We start from the raw sequence: 15,039 nt of genomic DNA on the forward strand, positions 1-15,039 counted from the left end.
CCTGACGGAGGGTGTGGGGCGCCCTCCAAGGGGGTGCAACATCGGAGGGCCGGGTTCCCATTCCGGGTGCGACGAATTTTGCTGAGGCATTACCGAGGGTCGCTCAACTGTTCGGGAGGTGGGTGCGTCCAGGGTCCCCTCCGGGGGCGAGAACTCTTGGCCGTCAGCGCACATACCCTCGTAGGCATGACATCCCGCGCCACCACCCGCCCCGTGGGCACAGTGACTCGCGGGACCACCAACCCCAACCGGCTGCGGCGCATGGATCGCTGGATTGCCGCCACGCACGGCGCCGAGCTGCGGCGGGCCGGTGACCCCGTAGCCGTCGACCTCGGGTACGGGGCCGCGCCCTGGACCGCCGTCGAGCTGCTGGAGCGCATCCGGAGCGTCGCGCCACGCGCGCGTGTCGTCGGCGTGGAGATCGAGCCCGCCCGGGTCGCGGCCGCGAAGCCGTACGAGCGGGAGGGGCTGGAGTTCCGGCACGGGGGGTTCGAGGTTCCGGTCCAGCCGCGGCCGGTGCTCATTCGGGCCGCCAATGTGCTGCGGCAGTACGAGGAGGCCGAGGTCGCCGAGGTGTGGGCGCGGCTGTGTGCGCGGCTCGCGCCGGGTGGGCTGCTCATCGAGGGGACGTGTGACGAGATCGGGCGGCGGCATGTGTGGGTCGCGCTGGGCGCGGAGGGGCCACGGACGGTGACCTTCGCGACCCGGCTGGGGTCGCTGGAGCGGCCGTCCGACCTCGCCGAGCGACTGCCGAAGGCGCTCATCCACCGCAACGTCCCCGGTGAGCCGGTGCACGCCTTCCTGCGCGACTTCGACCGCGCCTGGGCCGCCGCCGCGCCCTACGCCTCGTACGGCGCCCGCCAGCGCTGGATCCGCGCGGTACGGGATCTGACCGCCGACTGGCCGGTCACCGATGGGCCGGTGCGGTGGCGACAGGGGGAAGTCACCGTGGCGTGGGGGGCGTTGGCCCCGCGCGGGTGAACCTCACGCGCCCGCCTGACCTGCGGGGAACGATCTCCGTGAGTCGTTCGTCACAAAGGCGGGGAGATCGTCTTGGGGCGGGTGGATCAGGGGGAGGGACGTACTGCCTCTGTCGTTTTCTGTCACGACATGGCACGATCCCCGGGCGTCCGTAAGTTACTGACGGTAAATCAGGTTGGGGGCTGGGGTATGGGTGCGGGCAAGCGCGGGCTGGTGACGGCTGCTGTGACCGTGGTCTGTGCGGTCACGGTGCTCGCGGCGCCGGGTACGGCGTTCGCCAGTCCGAGTCCCACTCCCAGTCCCACACCTTCACCTTCGGCGGCGGCCACCACCGGGACCAACAAGGACCTTGAGGCCGTACGCAAGAAGCTGGACGACCTCTATCACGACGCCGCCGTCGCCACGGACGAGTACAACGCCGCCGAGGAGGCCGCCGACCAGCAGTCGGCCGCGATCGTGGCCCTGGCGAAGAAGATCGTCAAGGGCAAGGAGAAGCTGGCGGAGCTGGAGAAGCGCGCGGGCGACGCGGCCGCCGCCCAGTACCGCTCCGGCGGACTGCCCGACGAGGCGCAGCTGATGCTCAGCGACGATCCGCAGCAGTTCCTCAACGGCGCGGGCCGGATCCTCCAGGGCCAGCGCGCCACCAAGGGCCTCATCGCGGAAATGACCCGCACCCAGGAGGACTTGGAGCTGTACGCCAAGGACGCCTCCGCGCAGTGGGACAAGTTGGAGACCAACCGGAAAGCGAAGGCCGCCGCCAAGAAGAAGGTCAAGAAGCAGATCGCGGCGGCGGAGGAGCTCGAGTCCCAGCTGGAGAAGGAGGAGAAGGAGCGCCTCGCGCGGCTGGAGCAGCGGGCCGCCTACCAGGCGCAGACCGCCTGGCTGGACTCCGGGGTCCTCGACGAGATCAACGGCAAGGCGTCCGCACAGGGCAAGAAGGCCGTGGAGTACGCGACCGCCCAGATAGGCAAGCCCTACGAATGGGGCGCCGAGGGGCCGGGATCGTACGACTGCTCGGGGCTGACCTCGCAGGCCTGGGCCAGTGCCGGGCAGGCCATTCCGCGGACCTCGCAGCAGCAGTGGAAGCAGCTGAAGCACGTCGACGTCGCGGACATGCGGCCCGGCGACCTCATCATCTACAACGACGACGCCAGCCATGTCGCGATGTACATCGGCGACGGCGCGATCATCCACGCCCCGCGGCCCGGGCGGACGGTGACGATCGCGGGGGCGGGATCCATGCCGATCCTGGCGGTCGTGCGACCGGACGCCTGAAATACGGGCATTTGAGACCGTGGGCGCCTGAGACCGGGGTCACGTGACGCACCGCACGCCGACGGGCTCCCAAACCCGGTGCGGACGTGACGTTCGTCATTCCCGCACCTCGGGCGGGGTGTCCAACTGCGGTAGGGAACGCGGCATATGACAGCGGCCGCCTGCCGAGCCGGGTGCCGTACACCATTCCGTTGCGGCGCCGAGTACCGCTATGGTCCCCGTCGGTGGGTCGAGGTCCCTCGCCCCGCCATGCCCTCGGGGGGAGGGAAGGACCCAAGACGATGCCCGTACCCGTACCGCGGCAGAGAGCAGTCCCGGCCGTGGAAAGTGGTCAGGCGCCGGCCGCAACCGCAAGTGGCGGCCCTTCAAGGGAAGAGGCCCCGCGCACGGACGGCACGATCGAGAAGCACAACGGCACGACCCATCTGACGCTGCTGGTGATCGAGGACGATCCCGGCGGCTCGACGGTCGTGCCGGAGCTCCTCGACGCCGCCGGCAACCCCATCCGCGTGCGCACCGCCCGCAACCTCACCGAGGCCGAGCGGCTGCTCACCGACGACGTCCACTGCATCCTGCTGGACCTCGCCCTGCCCGCCCCCGTGCGCGGCGGCGACGACGAGCTCGCCGTGCTCAAGCACGTACTGGAGCTCGCGCCCCGGCACGCCGTGCTCGCCCTCACCGCCTCCGGCGACGCCGAGCGCGGCACCGAAGCCGTACGCGTCGGCGCCCAGGACTACCTCTTCCGCGACGAACTGGACAGCCGGCTGCTGAGCCGGGCGATCCGCTACGCCGTCGAGAGGAAACGTTCCGACACAGCCGAGCGCAGGCTCGCCGAGGGCCGGCTGCGGGCGCAGGAGAACCGCCGTCTGGAGCGGGGGCTGCTGCCCACGCCGCTCCTGGAGGGCTCCTCACTGCGGTTCGCCGCGCGCTACCGGCCCGGGCGTTCGCGTGCGCTGCTCGGCGGCGACTTCTACGACGTGGTCCGCACCCCCGACGGCACGGTCCACGCCATGATCGGCGACGTCTGCGGGCACGGGCCCGACGAGGCGGCGCTCGGTGTGGAGCTGCGGATCGCGTGGCGGGCGCTGACCCTGGCGGGGCTGTGCGGGGACGAACTGCTCGGCACGCTGCAACAGGTCCTCGAACACGAGCGGTCCGACGACGAGATCTTCGCGACGCTGTGCACGGTGGACATCGCGCCGGACGGGCGCCGGGCGGGGCTGTGCCTCGCCGGGCATCCGTCGCCGTTGGTCGCGCGGCCGGGGCGGCCGGCGCGGCTGCTGCCGTACGACAACAACGGGCCGGCTCTCGGGCTGCTGCCCGGCGCCCGGTGGCCGCGGATGCAGGTGGAGCTGGGGCGGGAGTGGAGTCTGATGCTCTACACCGACGGGCTGATCGAGGGGCGGGTCGGGGTCGGCGGGGAGCGGCTCGGTCAGGACGGCATGGTGGAGATGGTCCGGCGGCAGCTGTCCGAGGGGTTGCAGGGGGAAGCGCTGCTGCGGGCTGCCGTCAGCGAGGTGCGGGAGTTGAACGGTGGCGAGCTGACGGATGACGTGGCTGTGCTGCTGCTGGATCGGACCGGGTGAGTTCGGGCGGGGTCCCGCCGTTGTAGGTCCTGCCGGCTGCCGGGTGCGCGTCCGTAGTGGCTGGTCGCGCCCACGCGGCGGAGCCGCAAATCGATAGAGCCCCGCGCCCCTAGGTGGGGTCTACCTACCGCCGTTCCAAGGGCCGTACGGGCCGTCGCTGCTGCTGCCGCCGCGGCCCCTGCCTCCGCCGCCCGACACCTGGCGGAGCGCCGGGCGCACGTCGACGAAGAAGACGATCGAGGCGACCAGGCCCGCGAGCTGGAGGAAGAGCATCGGCACCAGGAGGTTCACCGCGACGGCGACGCCGAGGATGATCAGCCAGAAGCCCTTGTTGTTCTTGCTGGCCGCGCGGTACGCGTCCTCGCGGAACAGGGCGGCCATCACGAAGGCCACCACCGCGAATCCCAACATCGCGAGGTAGAGAATCCACATCAACCCCGCGAACCCCTGCATCAGCACAACGTCCACCACCTGACTCGGCTCGTCATTACGCGGTCACCGTACCCGTAGAACGGGCCGGGCACCCCAGGGGTGCCCGGCCCGTCGTAGAAGTACCTGCCGCGTCGCCTACTTCGCGGGCGGGGTCGTCTTCTTGGCGGTGGTGGTCTTCTTCGCCGGCGCCGTCTTCTTGGCGGTGGCGGTCTTCTTCGCGGGGGCGGTCGCGGCGGGCTTGGCCTCGGCGGGCTTCGGCTCCTCCTTGACCTCGACGGGCTCGGCCTTCGGCTCGACGGCGACGGCCAGCTCCTCGATCTCCTCGGCGGCCTCGCCGCGCCAGGTCTTCACGGCCTGCTCACCGTGCTCGGCGACCTTCTCGTAGGTCTCGCGTGCCTTCACGGCGTACTCGGCGGCGACGCCGACGCCACGCAGGGCGAAGTCCTGGGCGCTCTCGCCGAACTTCTTCAGGTCGGCGTCGATGGTGGAGCCGAGCTTCTTGATGTCGCCGTCCAGGGTCGCGATGAACTCGCCGACCCGGGCCTGGAGGGACTCCTGCGCCTCCTTGGCCTTGGCACTGGCCTCCTTGGCGCGGGCGGCGGCCTTCTCCTGCACGGCCTTGGGGTCGGTGCCGCGTACGGCCTCGATACGGGCCGGGGCCTCGGCGCGCAGCTGCTCGACGATGCCCGGCACCTTCTTGGCCTCCTGGAAGGCGAGGTCACCGGCGCCGGCGAGGAAGTAGAGCGGGGTGGGGTCCGAAACGGCCTTGCGGATGTCGTCGGTGATGGCCATGGTGATGGTCCTCCCGGATCGCTTTCGCTTGAGGGTTTTGGTTCCGCGCGCGGTCAGCCGGTGTTTCAACCGGCCGTCTGCTGCGGGTCGGCGTCGCTGCCGTCGGTCGTGCGGGGCTTCTTGCGGGTGCGGCGCTCGGCAGTGCCGCCCTGGGCTTCTTCGCCCGATATGTCTGTCGGTATGCCTGCCGGTACGTCGACCGTGGCGGTCTCCGCCTCGGGAGCGGGTGCCCCCTGCGAGCCGTTCTCCTCGTGGTCGATCCCGAATCCGTTCTCCTTGCGGAAGGACTCGTAGATCTGGAGCAGCACCTGCTTCTGCCGCTCGTTGAGCGTCGGGTCGGCGATGATGACGGCACGCGTCTCCACCTCGTCCCGGTCGCGCTCGGCGTCGAGGATGCCGGCGCGGACGTACAGCGTCTCGGCGGAGATCCGCAGCGCCTTGGCGACCTGCTGCAACACCTCCGCGCTCGGCTTGCGCAGCCCGCGCTCGATCTGGCTCAGATACGGATTGGACACCCCGGCGGCGTCGGCGAGCTGCCTGAGCGAGAGCTGGGCGTTTCGCCGCTGCTCGCGCAGGTACTCACCGAGATTGCCGACGTTGAGCGATGCCATGGCCCCACTGTGCCTCACCCTTGCTAACTATTGCAAGCAGGCGCTTGCAAAAGTGCTCCACGCCACGTGAGTTCGGCGGAGCGGGTGCATAGGCGTCCTGTCCGTTCCCGGTCTGTCTGCGATTTCCCACCGGGTCCGCAGTGTGAAGTGAACGGGTCCCGGACGACTTGCGCAGCGAGCGAACGGCCCTACCCGAGCCGCCTGCCCGGGGGAGGATCTGGCCCTCGTGCACCTGGTTTGGAGAGATCACAACGGCCAGCGGACGGACGCCTCACCCTTCCCCGAGTTGCCGGGAAGGGTGAGGTGCCAGGCGCGCCCATTGGTTCGTTGGTCAGCAGGTCCGTCCGCTCGTGGTCACCGAGGCTGGTACGAGGTGGCCAGCACGGAGACGGTGACCTGGTCAGGCAGGGGGCCGTGAGCGCTCAGGTCTGCGTGGGTCAGGTGTCGTGCGCTCGGTGTCATCCCCACCAGGTCGATGGCTTCTTGCCTGGTGAGGGGTGCGGTGTATTCGACGTGCTGGGTACCGGCGGCCTCGAAGTAGGGGTCCAGCGCCTGATGCAGGCGCTGTTCCTTGTCCGGGTCGATCGTGACCATCGCGGGGATCTGGCCCCGCAGCTCGGCCAGGTGCCGCTCGACGGGGCGCACCACGATCAACCGGCCGGTCGGGCGGAGCACTCGGTGGAACTCAGCCGGGTTGCGCGGGGCGAACACGTCCAGCATCACGTCGACCGTCTGGTCGACCAAGGGGAAGGGACGAAAGACATCCCAGCTCGCCGCAGCGGCTCGCGGATGGGCTCGGGCCGCCGAGCGCAGGGCGCGTACTGACGCGTCCAGCCCTAGGCCGTGGACGCCGGGCAGTTGATCGAGTACGCCGGCCAGGTAGTAGCCGGTGCCGCAGCCGATGTCCACGACCGCACCTCGACCAGGTAGGACGTCGGCTGTCAGACGGGTCAGGGTCCGGCGGATGGGGGCCTACCTGCCGGTGGACAGGAACCGGTTTCGGGCCTGGACCATGGCTGCGTCGTCACCGCTGGTAGCGCGGACGCCGGTGAGGAGGCTGACGTAGCCCTGACGTGCGATGTCGAAGGTGTGGCCCGCTGGGCAGCGCAGTGAGCCATGGTCGGGTCGGAGACTGACGCGGCACACCGGGCAGCGCAGCAAGTCGAGGAATGGTTCGAGGGCAGGGGGAAGCAACGCAGGCACGAGGCGCTCCTGGCAACGGTGAAGGGAAGGGACCGTGCCTGTACGCGCTCTCAGGAGCCGCTGTCCTTAAGAAGAACGGGCCCGGCGTCGCGCCGCCTCAGTGCGGGTGGCGCAAGGAAGATGGATCACGTAACAGGCACACCAAGGAGGGCGACGCCCTACGGCATCGCCCTCAATACCTCGTGATCACAGAGCCTGGGTGTGCTGGGTCCACATGCCTCCACCTTACGAGACTTACTGAAAGCCCCTTTCTCGCTTCAGCAGTTACTAGACACGGCCCAGCACCCAGCTGGGCAGGGACGTCGAACAGATCACCAGGCGCCGCAACCCCGAAGATGCTCGCAGGCGAGTTCGCCCGATTCCTCGGCATCCCGCTGGAACACCGCATGAGCCAGGTCCAGATCGCCAACGCCGTCTGTGACCTGCTCGGCAAGCTCGGCACCACGATCCTGGCTCCTGAACAAGAACCAGCCTCATCTGCTCTCACGCTGGAATGACCGCCTCGCCCAGCTCCCTCCCGGGGAAGCCATCTACGGGGGCCACCGAGGCGCGCATCCTCGACAGTGCCCGGGAGCTGTTCGCGGAGAAGGGCTTCGATCGCACCACCATCCGTGCCGTGGCGGCCGCGGCCGGTGTGGATCCGGCCCTGGTCATGCAGTACTTCGGTTCGAAACGCGAGCTGTTCTCACAGGCGGTGCAGGCGGTCCCCGTGTCGCTGGCGCCCGCCGACGGTGACGCGCTGGTCGATCAGCTCCTGGCCACGCTCGGCCTCAAGCTCGGCGGTCTGCCCGAGGGCACGCTGGCGATGATGCGCTCCATGCTCACCGACCCGGCCGCGGCCGACCACGTCCGCGCGGGCCTCGCCCGGCGGATCGACGGCGTCACCGCCACCCTGCCGAGGGCCGAGGACCCCGAACTCCGTGCCGCCCTGATCGTCACCACCCTCCTGGGCGTCACCATCGGCCACCAGTTCCTCGCCCTGCCCGGCCCTCCATGACGCCCCACCCGAGAGGGTTGCGGCGCTTCTGCGGCCGGCGGTGAGGGCGTTGACGGGACGGGTGGGGTGAGGCGGTCGAGGGTGAGGAGAGGTGGCGTGGGCGAGTGAGATGGGCGGCGTCGGCTAGTGAGGTGGGGCGGGGCCGGCACGTGAGATGGGGCGGCAGCGGCGAGTGCGGTTCGGCCCCGTCTGTGTGGCTGACGCGGCGCGTCGGTCGGCGAGTCGGGCGTTGCGGCAGACGAGCGACACGATCCCGCCGCCCGCGACGCGCGAGCACTCGCACCGAATTACGCGCACCCGCCCCCGACGCGCGAGCACCCGCCCCGAACTACGCGCACCCGCCCCGACACGCAAGCGCTGACCCCGACACGCAATCACTCGCCGCCCGAATCAACCGAGCCCCCCGCAGCCCAATCCACATCCCCTCGCCCACCGAGACTCCACCCAACCCCGCCCCACCCGAGGCCACGCCCGTCAGTGCAGCGCCAGGACGCAGAACTCATGCCCCTCCGGATCGGTCAGGCACGTCCACGGGACGTCGCCCTGGCCGAGGTCGAGGTCGGTGGCGCCGAGGGCGCGGAGCCGGGCCACCTCCGCCTCCTTGTCGTCACCGGGGTAGGGCAGGAGGTCGAGATGGAGGCGGTCCGGCACGGTCTTCACGTCGGGCGTGCGGAGGAACTCCAGGTACGGGCCGACACCCTTGGGGGAGCGGAACAGCGCATGGTCGTCGTTCACTTCGTGCAGCGGCCAGTCCAGCGCCTCGCCCCAGAACCGGGCCATGGCCCGCGGATCCGCGCAGTCGACGACGATCACGGCGACCGGCCCGGTGTCCCGGTGGATCTCCCGGGGCTCCAGCACACAGAACTCGTTGCCCTCCGGATCGGCGAGGACCGTGAACGGCACGTCGCCCTGGCCCACGTCGACGGGCGTCGCCCCAAGAGCCTTCAGGCGCGCGACCAACTCCGCCTGATGGGCCGCGGACGTGGTGGCGAGATCGAGGTGCACCCGGTTCTTCGTCGCGGTCTTGGGCTCCGGCACGGGAACGACGTCGATGCCGACGGCGACCGGGTCCGGCCAGACGAGTTCGGCGGTGGGTCCGACGTAGGTGGTCACGCCCGGTCGGAACAGATGCCAGCCGAGCGCCTCCGCCCAGAACCGGCCGACCGCCAGGCCGTCGACAGCCTTGATGTTCAGCTGAACAGGTCGCAGTGCCATGCGGTGATCCTATTGTCCTGTCTCGCACGGGGCCTTGCTCTCGCGGTCCGTCGGGTAGTGGTCGCCTGGGCCGTGACGGGCTCAGGCGTCGGCGGGTGTGGCGTCGATGGCGGCCGGGTCGAAGCCCGCCGCGACCAGGACGTCGGCGGCGACTCCGCGGCCCACCTGGGCGAGGCCGATCAGCAGGTCGTCGCAGTCGATGCGGTCGGATCCGCGCCTGCCGATACCCCCATGCACACGACATGTGCACGACGGACTGATCACACGGGCGCGCGACCACATGGACGGCTCGGAGGTCGCCCGCACCCGGGAACGAGCCCTCCCGGCGGCACCGCGCGCAAATACTGTGCGCGAAGATCGACCGCGCCGCGAGACTGGCACGCATGACCGAGACCGAACCCAAAGCCGTCCTCCACCGCTACCTCCAGTCCGCCCGCGACGCCCTGCTCTGGAAACTCGAAGGCCTCTCCGAGTACGACGCCCGCCGCCCCCTGACCCCGACCGGCACCAACCTCCTGGGGCTGGTGAAGCACGCGGCCGGCGTGGAGCTGGGGTACCTGGGCGACACCTTCGGGCGGCCGTCCGGGGAACCCCTCCCCTGGCTGGACGCCGACGCCGAGCCCAACGGCGACATGTGGGCCACCGCCGAGGAGTCGCGCGAGGACATCGTGGGCCTGTACCGCCGGGCATGGGCGCACGCGGACGCGACGCTCGACGCGCTCGCCCTGGACACCGTGGGCAAGGTGCCGTGGTGGCCGGACGGCAAGGACGAGGTCACGCTCCAGCACGCCATGGTCCGCGTGATCGCCGACACGCACCGGCACGCCGGACACGCCGACATCCTCCGGGAGCTCATGGACGGTGCCGTCGGGATGAACCAGGGCACCGACAGCATGGCGTCGCACGACCCGGCCTGGTGGGAGGCCTACCGGGACCGGCTGGAGCGCGCGGCCCGGGAGGCCGACCGGAAGGACTGACCAAGTACCCACAAAAAAGTGGGTACTTGGCAGCCGGCCCGGATGGATCAGAAGCTGGTCACGAAGGGCCGGCGAAGGAAAGGGGATCGGAGGCCGGGAGGGATCAGGAAGCGGCCCGCTGCTCCATGTGGCGGTGGCCCCAGTCGGACAACGGGGCCAGCAGCTCGGCGAGTTCACGGCCGAATGCGGTCAGCGAGTACACCGTCTTGAGCGGCAGGACGTCGTGCACCTCCCGGTGCACCAGACCGTCCGCCTCCATCGCGCGCAGCGCCTGCGTCAGCACCTTCTCGCTGAGGCCCGGCAGTTGCCTGCGCAGCTCGCCGGGCCGTTGCGGGCCGGCCTCCAGCAGCCACAGCAGCGAGGTCTTCCACTTGCCGTCGATCACCGTGATCGCGGCGGTCACTCCGCAGGTGTTCATGTCCAGGACGCGCGCGCAGCCCATCTCCGCCCCCTTCGTCGTCCCCATCCGTAACCGTCTGCCAATGGCCTCTGTTCCCCAGGGAGTTCAGCATGCCCACGTCCTCTTCCGTCACCGTCCTCGGCCTGGGCCCGATGGGCCACGCGCTGGCCGGCGCCTTCCTCGACGCCGGTCTGCGGACCACGGTCTGGAACCGCACACCGGGCCGCGACCTCGACCTCAAGGAGCGCGGGGCGATCAGCGCCCCCACGGCCGCCGACGCGGTCGCCGCGAGCCCGCTGACGGTCGTCTGCGTGGTCAACTACGACGCGGCCGACACCTTCCTGCGTACGGAAGCCGTCACCGACGCCCTCAAGGGCCGTACCGTCGTGAACTTCTCCAGCGACACGCCCGACCGAGCCCGCCGCACCGCCGACTGGGCCGCCGAGCACGGCATCCGCTACCTGGACGGCGCGATCATGACGCCGATCACGACCATCGGCACGCCCCACGCGGTCTTCCTGCACAGCGGCCCCGAGGACCTCTACGCCGAGCACCGTCCCGCCCTGTCCGTACTCGGCGGCACCCACACCCACCTCGGCACGGACCCCGGCCGGGCCGCCGCCCACGACATCGCCCTGCTCGACATCTTCTGGACGGCCACCGCGGGCTACGTCCACGCCCTCGCGCTGGCCCGCGCCGAGGGCATCACCGCCCGTGAACTGGCCCCCTTCGCCCAGGGCATCGGCGCGATCCTGCCGCCGCTGTTCGCCGAGTGGGCGGACGACATCGACGCCGGCACCTACTCCGGCGAGGGCAACCCGCTGACCTCCTCGGTCTCCTCCATGGCCCACATCGTCCACACCGCCGAGTCCCACGGCATCGACACGGCCGTGCTGCGCGCCGCCGAAGGCCAGGCCCGCCGCGCGATCGGCCTGGGCCACGGCGCGGACGGCATCACCCGGCTGACCGAACTACTGGGCCGCCGCTGAGCCGGTGCGCTACGACCGCGAGGACCTCAGCCAGTCCGCTACGACCGTGAGGTCCGCGTCGGTGATCCCGTACCGGTGATCGACGCGGTGCAGCAGGGCCGGTGCGGGGTGGTGCTCGGCCACCCACACCCGATCCGGCGCCCCGATCTCGTCATCGACCCAGACGAAGGGCCGCTCGGCCGCCCGGTCGAGGAGGGGCAGCGTCTTCCAGTGCAGGGCGCCGCCCTCCTCGTCGGCCGGGTCCGGCCAGTCCACGGCGGGCAGCGGGGGCAGCCCGAGCCACGGGGCGAGGAGGTCGTTGGCATCCGCCGCCGTCCAGGTCGTGGCCCAGACGAGCTCGCAGCCCAGCGCCGTGAGCCGCGCCCCCAGGCCGGGATCGACGCGGGTCAGCAGGGGATGGCCGGCGGCCACCGGACCGTCGTACACCGGATACGGCCGCGGGGATCCGAACGGCAGGATCGTGCCGTCGATGTCGAGAAAGAGAATCATCGGCAGCCAGCTTGCACCGCCGCGACCGCGGCCGCCGATATTCGGTGGCGCCGGCCGCGACCGCGGACTACCGTCCCTCCCATGACTGCCGGGTTTGCGGCCACGCGCCGCGCGACAGTTGGGTACCCGGCCTCCGAGTGAGGCCGGTGCGGGCCAGAGGTCCGCCGTCTTCTCTTCGCCCTCGCCTCCCAGAGACCAGCGACGAAGAGAAAGAAGAGAATGCCCAACGACTTCAACCAGCCGATCATCGACGAGTTCCGGGCCAACAACGGCCGCGTCGGCGGCATGTTCGAGGGTGCCCGGCTGCTCCTGCTGACCACCACCGGAGCCCGCACCGGCACCCCGCACACCACTCCCCTCGGCTACCTCCCCGACGGCGGCGACCGCGTCCTGGTCATCGCCTCCGCGGGCGGCTCCCCCCGGCACCCGGCCTGGTACCACAACCTCCGCGCGAACCCCCAAGTGACCGTCGAGAGCGGGGCGTTCACCTACGAGGCCCGGGCCGTCGTCCTGGAGGGCGAGGAGCGCGACCGGTCGTTCGCGCGAGCGGTGGAGACGGAGCCGGGCTGGGCGGAGTACCAGGAGAAGGCCGGTGACCGGGTGATCCCGGTGGTCGCCCTGTACGAGAGCGCGGCACCGGGCCCCCCGAACATCCGGGCCGGTTCCATGGGCGAGGCCATCAAGCTCGTCCATGACAACTTCCGCCACGAACTCGCCCTGATCCGCGAGGAGATGGCCAAGAACACCGGCTCGACCCTCGGTGCCCAGCTCCGCGTCAACTGCCTCACCTTCTGCCAGGGCCTCCACAACCACCACACCGGCGAGGACATCGGCCTGTTCCCCTTCCTCGCCGACCGGCACCCCGAAGCCGCCCCCGCGCTGGCGCGCCTGCGCGAGGAGCACGAGCGGATCGCCGCGCTGGTGGAGGAGCTGAAGCAGGTGGTGTGGACGGCGGACGAGCCCGCCACGGCCCAGGCGGAGGTCGAACGGCTCGCGACCGAACTGGAGACCCATCTGACGTACGAGGAGGAGCAGTTGATCCCGCTGCTGGGCGGCTGAGGCGCCTTTCACAGCGGCAACGGCCGTCCGTGCACCACCTCCAGCCCCGACACCGCCCGCGTGAGCACCACATACAGCCGGTGCAGCCCCCGCTCCTCCGCCTCGGCGATCGCCGCGGGCTCGACGGCGACGACATGGTCGTACTCGAGCCCCTTGACCAGCGTCGCCGGTACGAGGGTCACGCGGGCGCCCAGTTCGTCGGGGCCCGCGGTGTCGAGGCCGGCGGCGTGGAGGGCGGCGCGCACCCGGGGCACGTCCGCGTCGGCGGCGATCACCCCGACGGATCCCTCCCGGCCGAGCGCGTCACGCACGGCGGCCACGACCGCGCCGGGCACGTCGTCCCCGGCGTCCCGGATCCGCAACTCCCCGTCCGCACGCAGGGATCGCGAGGCCGGGACGTCGACGTCGAGCCGCTCCAGGAGCCGGTTGGCCAGGCCTACGACGGCCTCGGGCACCCGGAACCCGGTGGTGAGCGGCACGACGACGGCGTCCGGCCGGCCGAGGTGCGCGAGCTGCTCGGACCAGGTCCGCGCCGCCCACGGCGTGGTGCCCTGCGCCAGGTCCCCCAGCACGGTCAGCGATCCGAAGGAGGCCCGCCGGGCGATGACCCGGCACTCCATCGGGGAGAGGTCCTGCGCCTCGTCGACGACGACATGGCCGTAGGCCTCGGGATGCTCGATCAGCCCGCCGGCCTCGTCGAGGAGCACGAGGTCGGCGGCCGACCAGCGCGCCGACTTCCACGACCGCGGCGGCCTGTCCCACAGCAGCGCCTTCTGCTCGTCGGCGTCCAGCACTCCGTCCGCGGCGCGCTCCAACACCCCGGGTTCCGTGAGGAGTTCGGCGACGACCTCCTCCGGCCGTACCCGGGGCCATACGGCGTCGACGTACGCGCTGATCGCCCGCGCCCGCTCGATCCTGCGCACCCAGGAGTTCGGCACCGGCCCCTCGCGCCGCTCGGCCTGCGCCCGGACGTACGCCACGACCCGCGCCCGGACCCGCTCCCGCCCGACTCCGTACGGCGGCGCCTCGGCCCGTACCCCCGCCACGATCCGCACCAGCTCACCGGCCGGCACCCGCCACCGGTAGGACCCGTCGGGAATCGCCAGTGCCTCGACGGCATCCGCGGACACCCGCGCGTACAGCGCCCGCCGCAGCACCTCGGCCATCCGCCCGTCGTGCTTGAGGGCGGCGGCCCGCTCGTCGTCCTCGCCCTTGACCGGATGCCGCCCGATCTCCTCCTGGAGGGTGGCCTGCCGCACGCCGGTCTCGCCCAGCGCGGGCAGTACCTGGGAGATGTACGCCAGGAAGGTGCGGTTGGGGCCCAGGATCAGCATGCCGCCGCGGCGGATGCGCTGCGGGTGGGTGTAGAGCAGATACGCGGCCCGGTGCAGCCCGACGGCGGTCTTGCCGGTGCCCGGGGCGCCCTGCACACACACGGACGCGCGCAGCTCACCTCGTACGAGATCGTCCTGCTCGGGCTGGATGGTCGCGGCGATGTCCCGCATGGGCCCCACCCGGGGCCGCTCGATCTCCCGCAGCACGATGTCGCTGACCGCGCGCCCCTCCCCGCCTTGCAGGTGCTCGTCCTCCAGCCCGGTGAGATCGGCGGAGTCACCCCGGCTCCCCGGCGCCCACCCGAACCGCCGCCGCACGGCGACGCCCTGCGGGTCGCCGGCGCTGGCCTGGTAGAAGGCGCGGGAGACGGGCGCCCGCCAGTCGACGACCAGGGGCGGGGCGGCGGGATGCTCGCTGATCCGCAGCCGCCCGATGTGCAAGGTCTGGTGATCGGTGGACGAGTCCAGCCGCCCGAAGAACAGCGGCCCCTCCGGCAGCTCCCGCATCTCCTTGGCCCGGCTGCGCAGCCGATACCCGAGCACTTCGGCGTCGGCACCGGAGGCGGAGACGTCCTCGCCGGTGACGACGTGTTCCTGGGCGCCTTCGACCATGGCGGCGAGGGCGGCGCGGCAGGTGTCGTGGTGGGTGCGTTCGAGGTGGAGGGCCTGGTGGAGGGCGGGGTCGGGTGACGTCATACG

At 71.3% G+C, this 15,039-nt stretch carries 16 protein-coding genes and 1 pseudogene; 8 read left to right on the forward strand and 9 right to left on the reverse strand.

Annotated features, from left to right (window positions below; genetic code table 11):
• Positions 1-186: 186 nt before the first annotated feature.
• The 3 genes from ACFY0U_RS14930 to ACFY0U_RS14940 all read left to right on the forward strand — a co-directional run bounded on the left by ACFY0U_RS14930 (position 187) and on the right by ACFY0U_RS14940 (position 3,842).
• Positions 187-981 (forward strand): class I SAM-dependent methyltransferase, encoded by a 795-nt coding sequence (locus ACFY0U_RS14930; protein ID WP_388635162.1) that lies wholly within the window; start codon positions 187-189, stop codon positions 979-981.
• Between the two features lie 189 nt (positions 982-1,170).
• A complete protein-coding gene (locus tag ACFY0U_RS14935) occupies positions 1,171-2,256 on the forward strand; it encodes an NlpC/P60 family protein (RefSeq protein WP_388635164.1) in 1,086 nt (361 codons plus the stop codon).
• A gap of 281 nt (positions 2,257-2,537) precedes the next feature.
• A complete protein-coding gene (locus ACFY0U_RS14940) occupies positions 2,538-3,842 on the forward strand; it encodes a PP2C family protein-serine/threonine phosphatase (protein WP_388635165.1) in 1,305 nt (434 codons plus the stop codon).
• 120 nt (positions 3,843-3,962) lie between these two features.
• Here the strand turns inward: ACFY0U_RS14940 and ACFY0U_RS14945 are convergent, their stop codons facing one another.
• The 4 genes and pseudogenes from ACFY0U_RS14945 to ACFY0U_RS14960 all read right to left on the reverse strand — a co-directional run bounded on the left by ACFY0U_RS14945 (position 3,963) and on the right by ACFY0U_RS14960 (position 6,880).
• Entirely contained in the window at positions 3,963-4,295 is a 333-nt protein-coding gene (locus ACFY0U_RS14945; RefSeq protein ID WP_373463970.1) for a DUF2516 family protein, read from the reverse strand.
• A 114-nt stretch (positions 4,296-4,409) separates the two neighbouring features.
• A complete protein-coding gene (locus tag ACFY0U_RS14950; RefSeq protein WP_388635167.1) occupies positions 4,410-5,066 on the reverse strand; it encodes a hypothetical protein in 657 nt (218 codons plus the stop codon).
• Between the two features lie 65 nt (positions 5,067-5,131).
• The gene (locus ACFY0U_RS14955) at positions 5,132-5,677 is read right to left on the reverse strand and encodes a helix-turn-helix domain-containing protein (RefSeq protein WP_388635169.1); all 546 of its coding nucleotides are present in this window, start codon (positions 5,675-5,677) and stop codon (positions 5,132-5,134) included.
• A gap of 354 nt (positions 5,678-6,031) precedes the next feature.
• Positions 6,032-6,880, reverse strand: a pseudogene (locus ACFY0U_RS14960) (putative RNA methyltransferase).
• A gap of 335 nt (positions 6,881-7,215) precedes the next feature.
• Between ACFY0U_RS14960 and ACFY0U_RS14965 the strand changes: the two are divergent.
• Both ACFY0U_RS14965 and ACFY0U_RS14970 read left to right on the forward strand, forming a co-directional pair.
• Positions 7,216-7,377, forward strand: coding sequence for a hypothetical protein (locus ACFY0U_RS14965; protein WP_388635171.1), 162 nt, complete (start codon positions 7,216-7,218; stop codon positions 7,375-7,377).
• Positions 7,374-7,877: a TetR/AcrR family transcriptional regulator gene (locus ACFY0U_RS14970; protein WP_388635173.1), complete on the forward strand. Its 504-nt coding sequence runs from the start codon at positions 7,374-7,376 to the stop codon at positions 7,875-7,877. The genes ACFY0U_RS14965 and ACFY0U_RS14970 overlap by 4 nt, the downstream gene beginning before the upstream one ends.
• A 474-nt stretch (positions 7,878-8,351) precedes the next feature.
• On the opposite strand, the gene ACFY0U_RS14975 is transcribed toward ACFY0U_RS14970, so the two are convergent.
• A complete protein-coding gene (locus ACFY0U_RS14975) occupies positions 8,352-9,092 on the reverse strand; it encodes a VOC family protein (RefSeq protein ID WP_388635175.1) in 741 nt (246 codons plus the stop codon).
• Positions 9,093-9,173: 81 nt separating this feature from the next.
• On the reverse strand, positions 9,174-9,329 hold the full coding sequence (locus ACFY0U_RS14980; RefSeq protein WP_388635177.1) for a hypothetical protein: 156 nt from the start codon (positions 9,327-9,329) through the stop codon (positions 9,174-9,176).
• 146 nt (positions 9,330-9,475) lie between these two features.
• On the opposite strand from ACFY0U_RS14980, the gene ACFY0U_RS14985 reads away from it, so the two are divergent.
• The gene (locus ACFY0U_RS14985) at positions 9,476-10,069 is read left to right on the forward strand and encodes a DinB family protein (protein WP_388635179.1); all 594 of its coding nucleotides are present in this window, start codon (positions 9,476-9,478) and stop codon (positions 10,067-10,069) included.
• A gap of 103 nt (positions 10,070-10,172) precedes the next feature.
• Here the strand turns inward: ACFY0U_RS14985 and ACFY0U_RS14990 are convergent, their stop codons facing one another.
• On the reverse strand, positions 10,173-10,535 hold the full coding sequence (locus ACFY0U_RS14990; protein ID WP_388635181.1) for a winged helix-turn-helix transcriptional regulator: 363 nt from the start codon (positions 10,533-10,535) through the stop codon (positions 10,173-10,175).
• A gap of 44 nt (positions 10,536-10,579) precedes the next feature.
• Between ACFY0U_RS14990 and ACFY0U_RS14995 the strand changes: the two genes are divergently transcribed.
• Entirely contained in the window at positions 10,580-11,458 is an 879-nt protein-coding gene (locus tag ACFY0U_RS14995) for an NAD(P)-dependent oxidoreductase (protein ID WP_388635183.1), read from the forward strand.
• Positions 11,459-11,467: 9 nt separating this feature from the next.
• Here the strand turns inward: ACFY0U_RS14995 and ACFY0U_RS15000 are convergent, their stop codons facing one another.
• A complete protein-coding gene (locus ACFY0U_RS15000) occupies positions 11,468-11,947 on the reverse strand; it encodes an HAD domain-containing protein (protein WP_388635185.1) in 480 nt (159 codons plus the stop codon).
• A gap of 219 nt (positions 11,948-12,166) precedes the next feature.
• Between ACFY0U_RS15000 and ACFY0U_RS15005 the strand changes: the two genes are divergently transcribed.
• The gene (locus tag ACFY0U_RS15005) at positions 12,167-13,006 is read left to right on the forward strand and encodes a nitroreductase/quinone reductase family protein (RefSeq protein ID WP_388635186.1); all 840 of its coding nucleotides are present in this window, start codon (positions 12,167-12,169) and stop codon (positions 13,004-13,006) included.
• A gap of 8 nt (positions 13,007-13,014) precedes the next feature.
• On the opposite strand, the gene ACFY0U_RS15010 is transcribed toward ACFY0U_RS15005, so the two are convergent.
• Positions 13,015-15,036 carry a HelD family protein gene (locus ACFY0U_RS15010; RefSeq protein ID WP_388635188.1) on the reverse strand — a complete coding sequence of 674 codons (2,022 nt, stop codon included), beginning with the start codon at positions 15,034-15,036 and terminating at the stop codon, positions 13,015-13,017.
• Positions 15,037-15,039: the final 3 nt, after the last annotated feature.

The organism is Streptomyces sp. NPDC001536 (assembly GCF_042894505.1).
Taxonomy (GTDB): domain Bacteria; phylum Actinomycetota; class Actinomycetes; order Streptomycetales; family Streptomycetaceae; genus Streptomyces.